This window comes from Pedobacter indicus, assembly GCF_003449035.1.
Lineage (GTDB): Bacteria > Bacteroidota > Bacteroidia > Sphingobacteriales > Sphingobacteriaceae > Albibacterium > Albibacterium indicum.
Genome location: NZ_QRGB01000001.1, coordinates 571,243 through 589,858, shown reverse-complemented (window position 1 = coordinate 589,858; position 18,616 = coordinate 571,243). Strand labels below are relative to the sequence as shown.

The window sequence follows — 18,616 nt, the reverse complement described above, 5'->3', positions numbered from 1 at the left end:
CTACATCATTTACTCCTCATATTTTTTAAAGACAACAGAGGCATTATGACCGCCAAAACCAAACGTGTTACTTTGCGCGTACCGAATATCTCGCTTTTGCGCCTCGTTAAACGTAAAGTTTAATTTCGGATCCAAAGCCGGATCATCTGTAAAATGATTGATTGTCGGAGGAACAACACCATTGGCAATTGCTAATATACAAGCGATTGATTCTGCCGCGCCTGCTGCTCCTAACAAGTGACCTGTCATCGATTTCGTCGAACTGATATTCAGTTCAAAAGCATGTTCCCCAAACAAGTCCATAATGGCCTTGGTCTCACTGATATCACCTACGGGTGTAGATGTACCATGAACATTGATATAGTCAATGTCATCTGTTGAAATGTGTGCATCGCGCATCGCATTTGTCATCGCTAAGCGTGCGCCTAACCCTTCAGGGTGAGATGCTGTGATGTGGTGAGCGTCAGCACTCATTCCTCCGCCTACCAATTCAGCATAAATTTTGGCTCCCCGAGCCTTTGCATGTTCTAAGCTTTCTAAAATGATCGTTCCAGAACCCTCCCCCGCCACAAAACCGTCGCGGTCTTTGTCGAACGGACGGGAAGCCGTTGCAGGATCGTCATTTCTGGTTGAAAGTGCATGCATTGCATTAAAACCGCCTATACCAGCCTCATTGATAATGGCTTCGGATCCTCCGCTGATAATCATGTCAGCATAACCACAGCGAATGTAGTTGAGAGAATCAATAAGTGCATTTGTCGATGAAGCACATGCAGAGACGGTTGAAAAATTTGGTCCATGTAACCCATATCTCATGGAAATGTGTCCAGGAGCGATATCCAAAATCATCTTTGGGATAAAAAAGGGGTTGAACCGTGGTGACCCATCACCATTGGAGAAGTTTGTTACTTCGTCTAAGAATGTTTTAAGGCCTCCTATTCCCGAACCCCAGATAACGCCGATTCTATTCGTATCGAGCTTTTCAAAATCTAACTCGGCATCTTTAACTGCTTCGTCAGTTGAGGCTAACGCATAGTGAACAAAAGGGTCCAGTTTCCGTGCTTCCTTCCGGTCCATAAAGTCTTCAGCATTGAATCCTTTAACTTCACAAGCAAAACGGGTCTTAAATTTACTAGCATCAAAACGAGTGATTGGAGCGGCGCCACTCACTCCATTTGCCAAACTATCCCAGTATTCTGGAATAGTATTACCAATTGGAGTAAGTGCACCGAGCCCAGTTACAACTACTCTTTTAAGCTCCATGTATGAATTTTGGCTTAATGGATTAGTTATTTTACATTCTTTTCTAAATAGGTCACAGCTTGACCTACGGTGCTGATCGTTTCAGCTTGGTCATCAGGAATGGCAACGTTGAATTCCTTTTCAAATTCCATGATTAGTTCAACGGTATCTAAAGAATCCGCTCCTAAATCATTTGTGAATGAAGCCTCTGGTGTAACCTCGTTTTCGTCAACACCCAATTTTTCAACGATAATTGCTTTTACTCTTGAAGCGATATCAGACATGATTTTTATAGTTTAATGTTTAATAAATCAAATGCAAAGAAAAATAAATTATATCACATATCAAATCTTTTTAATTTTTACCAATAGTTTTGATACTAAATATATCTATTAATCAATTAATAATGAATTTTGTTTTTATTATCTTCGTGTGAAAATACGAAAGATAATTGAATAAAATCATCTTAAAATACGAAATTGATCTTGATTTTCTATTAATTGCGATCACTTGTCCCCTTAAAGACTACCGTCTTTGCTACTATATAAACAAACATACTGGTCTCAATTTGGAGAAAACAGGTGATCATGAAACTTGGATGTCGAGCACAACTTCACTCTTTTTTACGAAATATGTATACATAAGTGAAAGTACCGGAACCGAATTTTATTTGATCGGGAACAAAAGTATTGAGTCAGGTTACTTACTCCCCGAACTTCGGGGATCCGATTATTTCTTAATTATTAAAGAATTTATTGATGAAGAGGATTTGAAAAACTTACATAAGTCGTTAAATAGTATTCCTGATGTGGTTGTCGCTACCGAAATTGACCCTGAAAAGTTGAAATCCAAAGAAAATCTCGTATTTTAGCGACTTATTATTAGGTGTATAAACAACACTAATGAAGTGTAAAATACTGTAAACTAGACACTAAGATTTAAGATATATGAATAAGGTTCAAAAGCGAACTAAGATTGTGGCCACATTAGGTCCAGCATCCACGAACAAAGATACATTGTCCAAGATGATTGCTTTAGGAGTTGATGTGTGCCGTTTAAACTTTTCTCACGGTAGCCAGGAAGATCACCAAAATGCTATCGAGACTATCCGACAAATTATTGATGAATCAAATGTGCCGATTTCCATTCTTGCCGATTTGCAAGGACCAAAAATTCGAATCGGGAAAATGAAAGAAGGCGGAGCCCTCTTGGTAAATGGAGAAAAGGTAACTATTACGACTAACGAACAAATCGGTGATGAGAAACATATATACATCACATACGATAATTTCCCGAATGATGTATCCGAAAATGAGATTATCCTGTTAGATGATGGGAAAATCCAACTTCGAGTTCTTTCTTCAAACCAAAAAGATACAGTTGAGTGTGAGATTGTGCATGGCGGAGTGCTGACTTCAAGAAAAGGTGTAAACCTGCCTAATACCAAAATATCGATCCCTTCACTAACTGAAGAAGATATTGATAACCTTAACTTTGCTTTATCCTTTGATGTCGAATGGGTAGCGATGTCTTTTGTGCGCACAGCTGCAGATATCCAGTTGCTTCGTAAGCATATCAAAGAGCAAAACAAGACAGCTAGGATCATTGCTAAAATTGAGAAACCTGAAGCAATTGAAAATATTGATGCTATCATCGAGGCTTCTGATGGTATTATGGTTGCGCGGGGTGATCTGGGTGTCGAAATGCCTATGGAAGAAGTTCCCGGACTGCAAAAGATTATCGTACAGAAATGCCGCGACGCCTCCAAACCTGTAATCATTGCGACACAAATGCTCGAAAGTATGATTACTACGCCTCGCCCAACCCGTGCGGAGGTTAATGACGTAGCTAACTCAGTTTTGGATGGCGCGGATGCTGTCATGCTGAGCGGTGAAACATCGGTGGGTGAATTTCCTGAAATTGTAATCGAGACCATGTCAAAAGTTATTACCCACGTAGAAAAAACTTCCTATCCATACTTCACGGAAAAAGTAACTAAGCCTGACCAGGCTAGTTTAGTTCCTGACCATATTTGTAGTTCGTCGGTATTTTTAGCTGAAAAAATTTCTGCTAATGCAATCGTGGCTATGACATCTTCGGGCTATACAGCTTTTGAGATTTCAAGTCATCGCCCGAAATCGAATATCTATATATTTACCGGGAACACGTCTTTATTGAATACCTTAAGCTTGGTTTGGGGTGTAACGGGCTTTTATTACGATGGTTATGAAAGTACCGACGTTACCATTAAGGATGTAAATAATGTGCTTTTGGAGAAAGGCTTGATTAACAAAGGTGATTTTGTCGTAAATACAGCTTCCATCCCGATCGAAGAAAAAGGAAAAACCAATATGATTAAAGTAGCAGCAATTTAACTGCCTCAAATAAATTCATTTTCTTTTTATGCCTCTGTATGATAAATACAGGGGCATTTTCTGTTTATAGCCCCCCCAGCATAAGAAGTAATTTGATAACGCTTTTTTAACCATAGCTTTACTTTAAGTTCCCGTTATTTGCCGGTGATTTATCTAATACGTGTAACGGTAACTTCCAATTTGGTTTAATGCAATCATCCATATCACTACTTATAAATATCAACTCAATTTCTTATGACTAAAAATTACAACATTCGATGTAGTGTTCTTTTGTTTCTATTTTCATTATTTATTTTTCCTCTTTCTGCTCAGTCTCAGGACGCCATTATCGGTAAGGTGCTAGATGAAGCAGGTGCGCCTCTTCAGGGTGTAAGCGTAAGTGTAAAAGGGGGCGCATCTTCTTCTTCGACTGATGCTGAAGGAGATTTTTCCGTAAGTACTTCAGATGACGAAGCCATTTTAGTATTCAGCTTTATCGGTTACGCACCAAAAGAAGTATCTTTAAATAAAGGTAAGGAACATGTTGTTGTTCTTGAGCCTCAGGTTTCTTCTCTAGAGCAGGTTGTTGTCGTTGGTTACGGAGAAGTTAAAAAAAGAGACCTAACCGGAGCCGTTTCTTCTGTAAATGGCGATGATTTAAACGGGATACCCGTACAACGTGTAGATCAGATGTTGCAAGGTCGCGCTGCCGGGGTACAGGTGACCTCGAGCACGGGTGCACCGGGTGCTGGTACGACTATTCGTATACGTGGTAGTCGGTCGGTAAGCGCATCTAATGAACCCCTATATGTTATCGACGGAATTGTAGGTGCGGGTGACCTCAATACCATCAACCCAGCCGATATCGAAAGCATCGATGTTCTCAAAGATGCCTCATCAGCAGCTATATATGGCTCAAGAGCCTCTAACGGTGTTATCATTATCACAACCAAAAAAGGGAAGGCCGGGAAAGATCGGATTTCATTTTCTGCAACTCATGGTATTTCCGACGTCCCAAAATTAGTCGATATGATGGGAGCTGAAGACTTCGTCTCTTTTGTGAACGAGGCCTACATCGATGAAGGTCAAAAGCCCTTGTATCCAAATGTTGATTCCATTTTAGCCATTACCGGTCCTGAAGGTACAAACTGGCAAGAAGAGATCTTCCAAACCGGAGAATACTCTGATTTTAATTTAGCCCTGTCAGGTGGTTCCGAAGACTTTACCTACCGTGTTTCGGGGAACGTCGTTGATCAGAAAGGTGTAGTTCTCAACTCATCTTACAAGCGCTATCAGGCAAACTTAAATTTAGCGAAAAACATCGGAACTCGTTTAAAAATGGGACTTAACATGAATATCGCGAGATATAAAAGAGAACCGAGTTCGAGTGTAAACCTCGGAACAACTGCAGGCTGGAAAAGCTCAATGATCACATTGCCGCCAACCATGCCGGCACGAAACCCAGATGGGTCGCCTTCCAGTTTTAACCCCATCGCATACTTCGGCGGCGGTGTTGTTAACACATCGCTCGCTTCTGCTGAATTGATAACAGCCTACACAACCTACAATGATCTATTGGGTAGCGTATATGCCCAATATGAACTACTTGAAGGGCTGAATTTTAAAACGTCGTTAGGAGTTAATCTGAGCAATAGTAATTACTATCAATATATCCCGTCTTACATGCCGTCCTATGTTGCTAGTGGAGCCGAGTTCGGAAATGCAAGAAGAGACGTCGGTTTCCAAGATTACCTCCTGAGCGAAAACACACTAACCTATGATAAATCGTTCGGAGAGCATAACTTGAATTTGTTAGGAGGATTCACCTATCAAACATCTGAAAGCAACTCGATGGATGTTTGGGGTGGCGGTTTAACCAATGACATTGTCCGCTGGAATAGCTTTGGTAGCATCCCTCAAGAGCAGCGTAACATAAGCTCGGGCTACACATTAAACAAGCAGCTATCCTTTATTGGTCGGGTACAATACAATTACGCCAATAAATATTATCTAACCGTTACCAATCGTTATGACGGTGCGTCCAATTTTGCTGCCAATGAAAAGTGGGGTTATTTCCCTTCTTCAGCAGTTAAATGGAGAATTTCAGAAGAAGATTTCTTCCAGAACATGTCGGTATCACAGTCAGTTTTGACAGACCTTTCTTTGCGCTTAAGTTACGGACTATCCGGTAACCAGGGTATTAGCAACTACCAGTCGCTTCCAACCTTATCCGCCGATGCCACAGCTTATGTATTTGCCGGGGTTCCGACTCTCGGTTACAAACAGGGTAACATTGCAAATGATGACCTCACATGGGAGACCTCCAAACAGTTGAACGTAGGGTTGGATTTCCAATTGTTTTCTGGCAGAATGGACGTTACCGCAAATTACTACAACATGCATACTAAAAATCTGCTGTTGACAGTACAAACACCAACACAAACCGGATATGGAAGCCGATTAGTCAATATCGGGAAGACCGTTTCTTCTGGATTTGAAATCGGGGTTAGAGGGACTATTGTAAACAACAAAAACTTCGGGTGGTCAACGTCCTTAAATCTTAGTACAAACGATCAGGAGGTGACAGATCTTGGCCCTCTTGTTATGGTGGCTTTGGATAATACAGGCTACGGTGCAACGACCAATTATCTACAGGTTGGGGTTCCCGTAGGTGCTAATTTTGGTTTAGAGTACGCTGGCGTATGGCACAGTCAGGAAGAGATCGATGCAGAATTGGCTAAGCCGCTTGAAGAGCGCACATACGTTTCTATTTCAAACTTCTATCAACCAGGAAAGCAGAAATATTACGACTATAAGCGCGATGGGGTATTAAACATAGATGATTACCATTATTTAGGCACGCCGAACCCGCCGTTTTTCGGAGGATGGGGAAATACACTGCGGTACAAGAACTTATCGCTAGATATGTTCCTTCAGTTTCAGCATGGTAGCACCATGTGGAATAGCATGCAGTATTTCACAGGCGTTGGTATGTACCTCACGAATCAAATGACTTATATGAAAGATAGATGGACTGAAGACAACCCTACCTCTGATATCCCAGCGGTAAACTCCAGAGATAATATACCGAGTACCTATCTGTTGCAAAACTCATCATTCTTGCGGCTCAAGTCACTTACGCTGAACTATGATTTGAGTCCGGCCGTGTTCAAGGGTTCTGATCGGAAATTAAATATCTTTTTGTCGGGAACAAATTTATTCTTGTTAACAGATTACAATGGATACGACCCTGAGGTAAACTCTGCAGGAACAAGCTCCACAATTCGTGCAAAAGACAACGGTGCGTACCCAAATAGCCGAACAATTTCGATTGGAGCAAGTGTTAATTTCTAATTTCTAAAAAGATCATCATGTTAAAGAGTAAATTTTTCATCATACCATTAATCAGCGTCCTATTCATGTGTGTAAGTTGCGAAAAGACACTTGTGGAAGATCCCCAGAGTATAATCGCACCCGATGCTTTTTTCAAAACCGAAGACCAGAGCCGGCAGGCCACTAATGGGGTTTATAGTCACTTACCGGGAATCTTTGATCAAACCGCACTTCGTGCTGTTACATTTGCAGGAACAGACTTGTTTATGAACCAAGGGGGAAGTGCAACAGTGGATGCCATTCAGGATTACAACTTTTCTTCAGCGACAGAGGCCAATAGCCATGCAGTTTGGCGGGTTTCGTATGCAGCTATCAAAGACGCTAACTTTGTTATTAGCCGTATCGCTGCATCTTCAATAAATGAAGAAGTTAAAAGCCAGTTGTTAGGTGAAAATAAGTTCTTAAGAGCTTTATACTATTTTATTCTAACCAACACATTTGGCGATGTGCCTTTGTGGACCGATGAGCTTAAAATCGAAGAAGTATCTAGTCTCCCACGCACACCCCTAGCAGAGGTACGGGCACAAATGGTTCAGGATTTAGAAGAAGCCGTAGCTTCTCTTCCACTACGTTATGATGCGAATAACATAGGAAGAGCGACAAAAGGTGCCGCTTTGACACTACTCGCAAAAGTTCATTTGTTTAATGGCGACTGGCAGAAGGCTCATGATACAGCCAAACAGGTGAAAGATGGGGAATACATCTTATTGCCACATTACGCTGATCTTTTCGATCCCTACAACAAGAGCAAAAATAATCAGGAGTCGATTTTCGAAATCCAGTACAAACGAAGCGCAGAAACCAATCAGAATTTCGTTGTTAATTCGTTTTATACTTGGTTTTTTCCAACGGGCGATGCTTCCGGAGGTACCTACGCCGGGGTTAATTTTGGTTCAACTATTTTACAGTCTTATCCACAGTTTTATCCCACACAATATATGATCAACATCTATGAAGATCAGGATGAGCGCCGCGAGGTTTCTCTCGCTTGGGGATTTAATGGGAAAGAGTTTGACAGAGGCTCTAAAGATGACCGCCCATGGTTCGGGCCTAAATTTTGGGACCTAACGGCTAATCGCACTGCAAGTGAAAAAAACTTCTACTTTCTTCGTTATGCCGATATAATCATGATTCTCGCCGAAGCTGCAAATGAATTAGGAAATACTGCCGAGGCCGTAACCTATCTCAATATGATCAAAGGAAGAGCCAAAGCAGATTTACTGGTAGTTGGCGGTAGTTTAAATCAAGAAGAAATGAGAGAGGTGATCATGGAAGAGCGTGCAAGGGAGTTTGTTGGCGAGTTCCAGAGAAAGTGGGATTTAAGTCGCTGGGGTAAATTAGTTGACGCAATCCAGAAGATAGCAGTTGACAGTGAAGACGGAGCAAAAAATGTTCAACCTCATCATGCCTTATTTCCTATCCCTTATGATGAGATTGTTAAAAATGATAAGCTAACACAGAATCCGGGCTACAATTAATCAATTGACAGCCCATTAAATAAAAACAGCCTGTGGGTTTTCTTTTTCACAGGCTGTTTTTTTACAAGACATCAATCAATTTTTCAAAAGTCATTCCGCGTGAGGCTTTCAGCAAAATGAGTTTATCCCTAAGTGGGTTTTGGCGGATCCATTCAGCTGCTGCGTCTGTAGTTTCAAAAAACAACGCTTTACCAGATTGATGTTCAGCAAAAGCGCGTCCGATAAAAATGCATTTTAAGTTGCTGACAGCCAATGCTTCGTCGATTAGTTTTTTATGCTCTTCTGACGAGTCGTCCCCTAATTCAAACATGTCACCTAAAATGGCGACTTTGGTTAGACCGGTCTGGATAGATTGGAGATTTTCTAGTGCCGCTTTCATGCTGCTGACGTTGGCGTTATAATAATCACAGATTAACGTGTTACAATCCGTCTTAAGAATCTGTGAGCGATTGTTTTGTGGCTGATAGCCGGCAACTCCCTGATTAATTTCCTGTACGGTCAGACCAAAAAAACTACCGATGCAGATAGCTGCCAGAATATTTTCAGTATTATATGCACCGGTCAACTGAGTTGACACCGTATTTTCCTGACCCTTAAATATCCATTTCAGCCTTAAAAACGGATTGTTTTCGACCAGTTTACCAGAAACCGTCGCATCCTCTGAGTAGCCGTAACCTATTCGCTCTTTAAAGTGTAAGGTTTCAGCCATTCCCTTTAATTCTTGATTATCTTGTTGTATGAACAGCGTTCCCTGATGCTCACTCAACCAAGTATAGAGTTCTCCTTTCGCCTTCTTAACCCCCTCATAACTCCCAAAACCTTCCAGATGAGCCCTGCCCACATTGGTTATTAAACCGTAACTGGGTTTGGCTATCGAACATAGAAATGCAATTTCACCAATATGATTTGCCCCCATTTCGATCACAGCGATCTCGACTTTCTTGTCAATAGACAAAATGGAGAGTGGTACCCCAATATGGTTATTCAGATTGCCTTGCGTAGCAAAGCAGTGATATTTTTCTTTTAAAACACTGTAAATAAGCTCCTTGGTGGTTGTTTTCCCATTTGTGCCTGTAATGCCGATTACGGGAATATTCAATTGATCCCGATGATATCTCGCTAACTCCTGTAGTGTTTTCAAAACATCTTGCACCAGAATGATGCGCTCATTCGTTTTATATTTCTCCTCGTCGACAATTGCATACGCTGCACCCAGTTCCAGTGCTTTATCTGCGAACTCGTTTCCGTTAAAATTCGCTCCTTTTAACGCAAGAAAGATTGAGCCAGACTCAATCTTTCTTGTATCGGTTGATATTTTCGGATGACTTAAATAAATCTTATAGATATCGACTAACTGCATGCTTCTTAATTTGACCCATTAGAGAGTTCAGTAAAAGTAAGCACTAATTTTTAATTAGCGTATCAATTGCCACTTGCGTTGTATCATTTTGTACATTAATGGAGTCAGTCGGCAACGGGATGGTCGAACTGACAGCTTTAGACACATATTTCAGACCATTGGCAGTCATAATCCATTCAGACGGATAATAACTGCGGTTATCAAAGTCATCATTGTCTACATTGTCGTCTGGTAAGTTGTAAATCCGATGCTGAACATTTTCATCGATGATCAACCGGGTTCCTACCGGAACGTTCAACTCAACCCATATTTCCTGATCGCGTATAAGCTCGCCTTTACCGATCGAGCCATGACTGTCAAACACGATCTTCCGGTTTTCCTGCTTTACGTTGTAGACGATTTTCTGCGCCCTGGCCGTTGCTATATCAAAGTTCCTGCCTTCCGCACCGTAATTTTTGTTGATCGTTGCCGTGTCACCAAAAGTTAACTTGTTGATATAGATTCGCGGTTGAATCTGTTTAGACCATTCCCCGTCAGTAATATTCATAACCCTTCTTCTTACCCGCGGATCGGAGTTGCTTTTTTTGGCTACTGCCGTCACGTCGTTCATGGTAAGAAAGTAAATGCTATCTGCCTGAAGTGTTTCCGTTTCCACGACTTTACCGTCAAACGAGTGATCAACCGAGATCAACGTACTGTAATAGATTACAAACCCGATTGATACGATCCACAGAATTAATAGAGAATAGCCAAGATACTTACTGATTTTGACAGAAGAAATCATTCTGATCGACAGGAGTATCAATGCGAGCAAAGGAATCGCGCCGGCGATGAAGCTTGCCCATACAAGCGGTTGATAGTATGCTGGGTCAACAAAGAGTGCCGGAGCGAAATCATCACCAAAATATCCACCGTTAGACACGCCTAAAAAGACAAACAAAGCGATAAAGCCAGCTACCAGACCAAGTACGGACGCAATAATTACCAGAATACCGATAATCTTTACAACCAGGCTTACACCTTGTTCAAGTACAACTCCCGTTTTTTGAGCCGTTTTTTTAAGGCCGGGGCTTATTCTTTGACCGGCCGCGGTAAAATTTCGGCGAAGACCCTCCATCTCTTCATCAAAGTTCCGTTTAAAATTGTGAATATTAGCCGCTTCCCCTCGCATCGACATTTTATCAGCACGGGTTCTCGCCATCGGCATTACTACCCATAGTATCAAGTAAAGCAAGAGACCGGATCCGGCAAATAAAAACAATAAAAGAAGGATTAAGCGTACCCATTTCGCTTCGATGTCAAAATAGTGACCCAAGCCTGAGCACACCCCACCAAGCACTTTATCATCGGGATCACGAAAAAGACCGCGTCTTCCCGGGTCATACGAATAGTCCTGATAGTCACTGGCATATTCCTCCCCCTTCTCATCAAAGTCCTCGAAATCGCTGATACGACCCATTTGGGCGGTCACCTCGTTGACATCCTCCATCGTAATGACTGCTTTTTGAGGAGTTATACGCTCGGTGAACATCTCGGCGATCCGATTTTCAATATCACTGACAATCTCATTGCTATCAGGAGAATAACCAAAGTGTTTTTTTACACCGGTCATGTAGGTTTGTAAAACCTCATAGGCGTCTTCTTCAATATGGAAGATGATCCCGTTAATGTTTATTATAATCGTCTTATTCATGATTTCTTATTATTGATCTGTTATAGGTTTTTCTGATTGTGAATTATTTCGACGGTGCTCCATAGCAGAATCAACTGCAAATACCAGCTCGTCCCAGGTTTTGTCCAATTTATTGAGAACATCTAAGCCTGTCGTCGTAATTTCATAATACTTTCTGGGCGGACCAGAAGTAGACTCACGCCAGTTGTAACTTAGCAGACCATTGTTCTTCAAGCGGGTGAGCAAGGGGTATAAGGTCCCTTCCACCACCAACAGACGAGCTTTTTTCAGCTCGCCCAGAATATCTGAGGCATAAATTTCGCCCTGCGAAATTATGGAGAGGATGCAATATTCCAGAATCCCCTTTCTCATTTGTGTTTGTGTATTTTCAGCAATCATATTACAAAGATATATGTTTAAGACGGTAGTATGCAATGCATAGTTACATGCAATGCCTGATAAATGTTATAACGTATTGATTGTCAGATTAATAATTTTAAATATATTTTTGAGATTCTCTTATTCTCAGAATAACCGTGCTTAATACAGAAATTATTTCAATATTTGGTGTTACCTAATTCAACAAAATGGAAAACAACTATAACGAAGCTCAAAGACCCAATTATTCTTTCGCTCTTTCAACGCTCATTTCATTATTTTTTATGTGGGGTTTCATCACCTGTATGAATGACATCCTGATACCTCATTTGAAAGAGTTGTTTCAATTAACGTACCTTCAGTCCATGCTGGTTCAGTTTGCCTTTTTTGGTGCATACTTTATCGGTTCATTGATCTACTTCCTACTTTCTTATTTCTACGGCGATCCGATTAACAAGATCGGGTACAAAGGCGGATTGCTTATAGGTCTCCTATTATCGGCGTTGGGCTGCTTTTTATTTTATCCGGCAGAAGAACTGCTGATTTATAACATGTTCCTTCTGGCACTCTTTACATTGGGTCTTGGGTTTACACTTTTACAGATATCGGCAAATCCTTACGTAGCTATCTTGGGCCCTGAAGAAAGTTCTTCGAGCCGTTTAAACCTAGCTCAGGCGTTCAACTCTTTAGGAACGACCATCGCACCAATATTAGGCGGGTTCTTGATCTTTGAATTTTTCGGTAAAGGTGGCGAAATGACTGCTGAAGCTACTAAAATTCCGTATTTGATCTTTGCCGGAATTTTTATCCTCCTCGCCCTGTTTATCTACTTCGTTAAGCTTCCTGAATTCAAAAATGATGATCCATCGATGAGAGGATTGGGCGCATTGGCCTTTCCTCAGCTTAAGATGGGTATTTTCGGTATATTCTTCTATGTAGGAGCTGAAGTAGCGATCGGAAGTTTAATTATCAGTTTCCTAAGTCTTGACGAGGTGATGGGTTTTAACGAAAGTGTTGCCAAAAACTACCTTGCTCTCTACTGGGGTGGTGCTATGATTGGACGTTTTTTGGGTGCTATTTCCTTGAATAATAAGCTGAGCTCTACCAAGCGGGCTACCTACATGGTTTTGACCGCAGCAGCCGTTGTTCTTTTGATCTTCAGCATTGTGGACATCCCATTCGCTAATTTCAGTGTCTTTTTAATTTTCGTTGCGTTGAACCTGGTAGGCTTCGCGCTGGGAAAAGCGATTTCATCTCGTACCTTAGCCATCTTCAGCATCGTTAATATCGCGCTTCTTCTTCTGACCTTGGTAAGTAGTGGTGTAGTGGCTATGTGGTGTCTGCTGGCCATCGGGTTGTTCAATTCCATCATGTGGTCTAATATTTTCACCTTGGCCATTACCGGCTTAGGGAAACATACCAGTCAAGGTTCGTCACTTTTGGTGATGGGTATTTTAGGAGGAGCACTTTTACCTTTAATTCAAGGAGGTATTGCTGATGCTTATGGTGTCCGTTTCTCCTTTATCTTGCCGATGTTTTGTTATGCCTACATCGCATTTTATGGAGTTTACTGCCTAAGAAAACTAAAAAGTACATCTAAGGCGGAGCTGTAATGATCAAGACGGATGATACGGCCCTAAATAAATTCATCGTACATAAAATAGGGTCTGATGAGGGCCATTCAGTGCTCAGTAATCAGTTGTGGACACAAGGGGATGAAGACAGTGAGGCGATCCTAAAAAAACTGCTCCTGAATCCTTTTGTTAATCACGCAAGTACCTATGAGTTTGCTCATGAAGTCAATATTGAATACAATGTGCTTTTCGGGCTTGTCAAAGGCATCTTTGAAAAAGAAGATTTCATCGAATCCTCCAAATCGATTGCCCAACATTTGATTGCGACTTCAAAGCATGCCAATATTAATGATGGCGACCTGTTCGTCGCTGAGTTTGATGGGCTGGAACTAAACGGCGATTACGTACAGGGTATTGGTATTTATAAGTTTGAAGAAAAAGAAAACTTTCTGGAAACGAGCGTTATCGACAAACGTTCGGTTATCGACCGACGCAAAGGACTTAGTTCCCGCAAACCAGATAAAGCGTGTCTAATCTTGCTAACCGAGGAGCCCTATACCCTGCTGATACTGGACAACAATAGCAAGTCGACCGACTATTGGCAGAACGATTTCATCAAGCACAAACCCAAGAACGATTTCGTTAACAATACGACCGATTTTCTGACCATTACCAAGAGTTATATTACCGATCAGCTAGCAAATGACTTTGAAATATCAAAAGCCGATCAGATCGACCTGTTGAACCGTTCGGTCGACTACTTCAAAAAGAACGAAACTTTTGTTAAGGACGAGTTCGAAGAACAAGTTTTCAATGATTCCAGCGTGATTGATTCCTTCCGCCGTTATGACCAGCGCTACAAAGACGAACACGAACTTGAACTGGAAGACAATTTTCAGATATCTGCCCAAGCAGTAAAAAAACAACAGCGGGTCTTCAAAAGTGTACTGAAGCTTGATAAGAATTTCCACGTCTATATACATGGGAATCGCGATCTCATTGAGCGTGGTGTTGATGACAACGGAAGAAAGTACTACAAAATCTACTACGAGGAAGAAAGCTAGTTTATCCGGTTTGAGTTAATACAAAATGACTTGTTAATACCTTGTCTTACATCATGGAGGATTGATTGTCTATTGCTACCCTCACGGATCCCTATTTTCGTCGAAATAAACGAGTCCAATAGGGATTTATTAGGTAATAAATTGGCAAATACCCTTAACAAGTTTTCAACAAGTTTCTATCAGGGATCTGGTGATCCTTCTATATTTGGCTACGAATTAACCTTGTATATTTACCTCGGGAGCTCTGGTCGGCGCATATGATATTGCGTAGCGGTGATCGCGTCCATAAAGGCTACAAGTGCCTGTATTTCCTCTTTGGTTAAATCCAACGGTTGCATCAATTCATCGGTAACCGGGTAAAGCGGATCAGCCGCTTTTTCTGCAGAATCTGGGTCGATCATGTGCATTCCGCTGTTATACATGTTGATAATGCCGGTAATATTATTGAACAGTCCGTTGTGCATCCACGGCGAGTTGTGCATAACATCTCTTAGCGAAGGTGTTCTGAACTTGCCTACATCTTCGGGGTTTTTGGTGATGTTGTAACGTCCCAGATCTTCATATTTACGCTTATAGTAAGTCAGTCCGATATTATGAAAGTTTTCATCCGTTAAGAATTTACCATTATGACAATTCATACATCGTGCTTTATTACGGAATAAATGCATTCCTTTAATCTCTTGATCGGTCATTGCATCATAGTCTCCGTTTAGGAAGCGGTCGAAACGACTTTGACGGCTTACGATGGTCTTTTGAAAAGCAGCTAATGATTCCAGGACCCTATCGTAGGTAACCTGTTCGTCGCCATAAGCATCCTTGAACATATCGCGGTACCCTTCGATTGCCCCTAATTTATCACCCAGTTCTTCTGGTTTCATCGCCATTTCGTGATGAGCGACGATTGGTTCTTTCGCCTGATCCTCTAAACTTCCTGCTCTGCCATCCCAGAAGAATGTTTTACGACTGGCAACATTCAATAGCGATAGGGTGTTCCTGTTACCTTCCAAATGATCATTTCCCAGGGCAACTGAACGTTTATCGGCCCAGGAAGATTGGGGGTCATGGCAGCTGCTACAGGAGATCTGATTTGAACCGGAAAGCATCGGGTCGAAAAAAAGGATTTTTCCTAAGTGAACTTTTGGTTGTGCGATGATTCTAAAATAACTGGTATCTTGTTTCTCCAGGGCTTCAAATTCTTTCCAATCGACGCCAGGGTCGATAAAGGGTTTCGGCCATTCATTTATCGGTTTACTATAGAGTGCTCGCAAGTTTTCTTCCTGACGTTCCGAAAGAAAAGCCGTCGTAATGATAAAGATCCCTATAGAAAGTAACAGAAGAAGATACCTGTTCATCGTGTAAAAATAAAAAATTTAAAAGACAAATCCTGTTGAAACAACGAACTGCTTGCCGTGGTAATCGTCCGTAAAGTTTGTATAGTTGCCCGCGGCCTGAACAAAGAAATTAAGGTTGTTCGGGAAAGGGTAATCTACACGCAGTTTGCCGGATATCTGAAAGCTTGAGGATGTTAAGTACTGATAATTACTTGTCAGCATCTCGTAGATTCCTGATTCCGGGTTAGCATCATTCCAGAAATAGCCTGCATCGAGGTTCTGAAGTTTCTGTGCGCCGATCTGTGCGGTTAACAGACTTTTGTTAATTGGTTTGATGCCTGTGAAGTTCAAACCCAGAAGAAGATTGCTGTAGTTCAAAGTCCTGTCCGGACTGATGTAATCCTGATCATCTTCAAGATAAGCGACCTTGCCATGTATATAAAAATCAAATGCATCTGATTTGCGTCCGTACATCCCTTCCAGTCTTAGTTGGTTTTGGATGTTCCGATAGCGGATGTCTTCGGAGACTTTTTGCAAAAAATTGTTGCTGTTTCTATTGTCGAATTTCGCCTCCGTACCGTCTCGGTTCTTGTGAATACCCATGAGTTTAAGAGATAGGCTGCGGTCTTCTGTCGTCTGCAAATAACCTAGGAGAGCATTGATCTGATGGTCGTTGACTTGACCTACCGCATCTGCAACGCTGGACAGGTCCTTATTAAAGTTAAACTGATGGTATCCAATTTGCGCAACAAAACCATTCCTATTGATGGGGATAAGGTTTACCTGTCCACCGAAGGTGTAACCTCTATAATAAGCTAGATTACGACTGCCTGCTAAGATATTGTTGTAGACGCCCAAACCCGCATCATGAAAAATCAAGGGTGCTCCCAGTTCGCTGACAAAGTCTAATGTATTCTCCTGATCGTATTTTCTTAAATTCAAGTCGGCTGAAGTTCTGTAATTCCTCCACGCATTTGTTGCTATGGAAAGCGAAGCATTGATATCTGAAATGATGTTTTTCGGTCTCGGATCACGATCTCGGTAGGCTTGTGCCCCCCTAAAGCTAGCTTCCAAACCATACTCAAAAGACCCTAGCTGTTTGCTCAGCCCCCCTGAAAAGAAATATGTTTCCGAGGAAAGGTCGCCGCCAATGGTATCAGCCATGACATAGGGGTAAATTAAATCATAGTCACTACTTTCGTTGTAACTGACGCTTTTTATTTTCTCGTTTACATAAAAGGCATTTCCCCATAGTGTACTGGCCTGGCTGTTTTTGAGATAAGACCGTGCATCTACGCGGAAACCTTGTCGGCCGCTACCTTCTTGGCTAATGAATAGGTCTTGGTCGCTATCGAAATAGCTAGCGTCAATTTGGGAAAAGCTGTTTCTTCGCTCGTGAGACTTGAGCGATGGACTTGAGTAATACTCTTCGATAAACGCGGTAAGCGGAGAGCTGTTCTCCCTGATAACGGAAGATACTGTACTGTCCTGAGCATAGAGCATTCCTATGCTCAGGCTAAGTACGAATGTTAATGTCGCTATGTTTTTTAAAAACCGCACGAAGGTATTAATTCATTAAGGATGGTATAGTTTCAGGCTCAAAGTCTACGGTTGAATTATTGGTATCTTGTAATATTTCGCGTCCGTCAGGGGTAGTTGACAATACTTTACGTGTAACACTTTTTCCGTAGCGGCTCTCATCACTGTCTACTTTTCCAACGTATGTCCAGCCCATGTCGAGGGACGGCGAAGTTACAATCCATTGAAATTCTGCTTCTACGCTTAAATTAACGGCGTCAATAATCCATTCATTTGGTATTTTATATGCATCTCGGCTTCGTTCGATACCCGAGGCAACGTATTCATAAGTATATTTATTTTGAACTTTAAATTCTTCTGGGCTAACCTCGAATTTAGCTAAAACATAGCTTTTAAATCCACGGTCATGCATCAACAATGGTAAAATAATATTGGTTAAATTAGGCACTTCGGGATTGTCTACATTAAGGTTGGCGATAAGCTCAAGTTCAAACTCAGCACCAGTTAGGTCAAGTGAGTTCGGGTTTAGTTCGAGGTGATTAATCGCATTATTAGCGATAGTAAAAGATGCTCCCGGTTCTATGGGATAGTCTTCGCCGTTGCCCGGAATCATGACAATGCTTCTATCTCCTGCGGTGAATGCTTCGTTCATTATGTCGGGAGTGTATTGGGTTTTACTAGTCGTGGTGAAAGCTGATTCTGCGATCACCAATCCATCAGCATAAAGCACCTCATCAGAGTTGTTTTGGATAATGAAATATTTATCTCCATGATAGGGTTTTCCTTCAAAGCTGCCTGTTCCAGTGAAAAATATCTCCTTAATAACAAATCCGGCCGTTTCACTATGAAGAAACAGGTCAATTGTCGTTACCGCCGTTGGACCATTGAGTACCAATCCTGTTTGATATCCGCGAACAGTAGATGTTTGAGTTTTTCCATCAAGCTGATATTCAATCTCTCCTTCAAAAGAGATATCATAAGAGCCCTCTGTTAAGGTGACGATTAGTTCATTATCGGTAAATTCATCCGAAGAGGTTACGTCTCCGCTATTGATTTCAGTGAAAGAAATAGTGCCACTTTTAAGCTCTACGTTTTGTAAACCTGTTGGATTTTCTATCGTAACCTTAAGATCTGTTTTTTTCGTGGATAGATCATCGTCCTTTGTACAGGCTTGCAATAAAACTGCAAATGTTAGGACAAAACTGAATCCGATCGTTTTTAACTTGTTCAT

14 protein-coding genes are annotated in these 18,616 nt (G+C 41.5%); 6 read left to right on the top strand and 8 right to left on the bottom strand.

Going from position 1 to position 18,616, the window contains the following annotated elements; genetic code table 11:
• Positions 1 to 9 precede the first annotated feature (9 nt).
• A complete protein-coding gene (gene fabF / locus D3P12_RS02755; protein ID WP_118193558.1) occupies positions 10 to 1,263 on the bottom strand; it encodes a beta-ketoacyl-ACP synthase II in 1,254 nt (417 codons plus the stop codon).
• 26 nt (positions 1,264 to 1,289) lie between these two features.
• Entirely contained in the window at positions 1,290 to 1,526 is a 237-nt protein-coding gene (locus D3P12_RS02750; protein WP_118193557.1) for an acyl carrier protein, read from the bottom strand.
• 167 nt (positions 1,527 to 1,693) lie between these two features.
• Between D3P12_RS02750 and D3P12_RS02745 the strand changes: the two genes are divergently transcribed.
• The 4 genes from D3P12_RS02745 (at position 1,694) to D3P12_RS02730 (ending at position 8,467) form a co-directional block, all read left to right on the top strand.
• The gene (locus tag D3P12_RS02745; protein ID WP_118193556.1) at positions 1,694 to 2,113 is read left to right on the top strand and encodes an IPExxxVDY family protein; all 420 of its coding nucleotides are present in this window, start codon (positions 1,694 to 1,696) and stop codon (positions 2,111 to 2,113) included.
• Between the two features lie 76 nt (positions 2,114 to 2,189).
• Entirely contained in the window at positions 2,190 to 3,617 is a 1,428-nt protein-coding gene (pyk, locus tag D3P12_RS02740) for a pyruvate kinase (protein WP_118193555.1), read from the top strand.
• A 234-nt stretch (positions 3,618 to 3,851) separates the two neighbouring features.
• A complete protein-coding gene (locus tag D3P12_RS02735; protein ID WP_118193554.1) occupies positions 3,852 to 6,950 on the top strand; it encodes a SusC/RagA family TonB-linked outer membrane protein in 3,099 nt (1,032 codons plus the stop codon).
• Positions 6,951 to 6,967: 17 nt separating this feature from the next.
• On the top strand, positions 6,968 to 8,467 hold the full coding sequence (locus D3P12_RS02730; protein WP_118193553.1) for a RagB/SusD family nutrient uptake outer membrane protein: 1,500 nt from the start codon (positions 6,968 to 6,970) through the stop codon (positions 8,465 to 8,467).
• 61 nt (positions 8,468 to 8,528) lie between these two features.
• On the opposite strand, the gene D3P12_RS02725 is transcribed toward D3P12_RS02730, so the two are convergent.
• From D3P12_RS02725 to D3P12_RS02715, 3 genes are read right to left on the bottom strand one after another with little or no spacing between them, the layout of a single operon-like run.
• Entirely contained in the window at positions 8,529 to 9,827 is a 1,299-nt protein-coding gene (locus D3P12_RS02725) for a UDP-N-acetylmuramoyl-tripeptide--D-alanyl-D-alanine ligase (protein WP_118193552.1), read from the bottom strand.
• Between the two features lie 43 nt (positions 9,828 to 9,870).
• Positions 9,871 to 11,520: a PspC domain-containing protein gene (locus D3P12_RS02720; protein ID WP_118193551.1), complete on the bottom strand. Its 1,650-nt coding sequence runs from the start codon at positions 11,518 to 11,520 to the stop codon at positions 9,871 to 9,873.
• 9 nt (positions 11,521 to 11,529) lie between these two features.
• Positions 11,530 to 11,898, bottom strand: coding sequence for a PadR family transcriptional regulator (locus D3P12_RS02715; RefSeq protein ID WP_118193550.1), 369 nt, complete (start codon positions 11,896 to 11,898; stop codon positions 11,530 to 11,532).
• A 188-nt stretch (positions 11,899 to 12,086) separates the two neighbouring features.
• Between D3P12_RS02715 and D3P12_RS02710 the strand changes: the two genes are divergently transcribed.
• Positions 12,087 to 13,490, top strand: a complete 1,404-nt coding sequence (locus D3P12_RS02710; protein ID WP_118193549.1) for a sugar MFS transporter — start codon at positions 12,087 to 12,089, stop codon at positions 13,488 to 13,490.
• Complete coding sequence (locus D3P12_RS02705) at positions 13,490 to 14,515, top strand: nucleoid-associated protein (protein WP_118193548.1); 1,026 nt, start codon at positions 13,490 to 13,492, stop codon at positions 14,513 to 14,515. The genes D3P12_RS02710 and D3P12_RS02705 overlap by 1 nt, the downstream gene beginning before the upstream one ends.
• Positions 14,516 to 14,745: 230 nt before the next feature.
• On the opposite strand, the gene D3P12_RS02700 is transcribed toward D3P12_RS02705, so the two are convergent.
• Genes D3P12_RS02700 through D3P12_RS02690 form a run of 3 tightly spaced genes read right to left on the bottom strand, consistent with a single transcriptional unit; the run spans position 14,746 to position 18,616 of the window.
• Positions 14,746 to 15,867 (bottom strand): cytochrome-c peroxidase, encoded by a 1,122-nt coding sequence (locus tag D3P12_RS02700; protein ID WP_118193547.1) that lies wholly within the window; start codon positions 15,865 to 15,867, stop codon positions 14,746 to 14,748.
• An 18-nt stretch (positions 15,868 to 15,885) separates the two neighbouring features.
• Complete coding sequence (locus D3P12_RS02695; protein ID WP_157970240.1) at positions 15,886 to 17,406, bottom strand: DUF6850 family outer membrane beta-barrel protein; 1,521 nt, start codon at positions 17,404 to 17,406, stop codon at positions 15,886 to 15,888.
• A 7-nt stretch (positions 17,407 to 17,413) separates the two neighbouring features.
• Positions 17,414 to 18,616, bottom strand: coding sequence for a DUF4876 domain-containing protein (locus D3P12_RS02690; protein ID WP_118193545.1), 1,203 nt, complete (start codon positions 18,614 to 18,616; stop codon positions 17,414 to 17,416).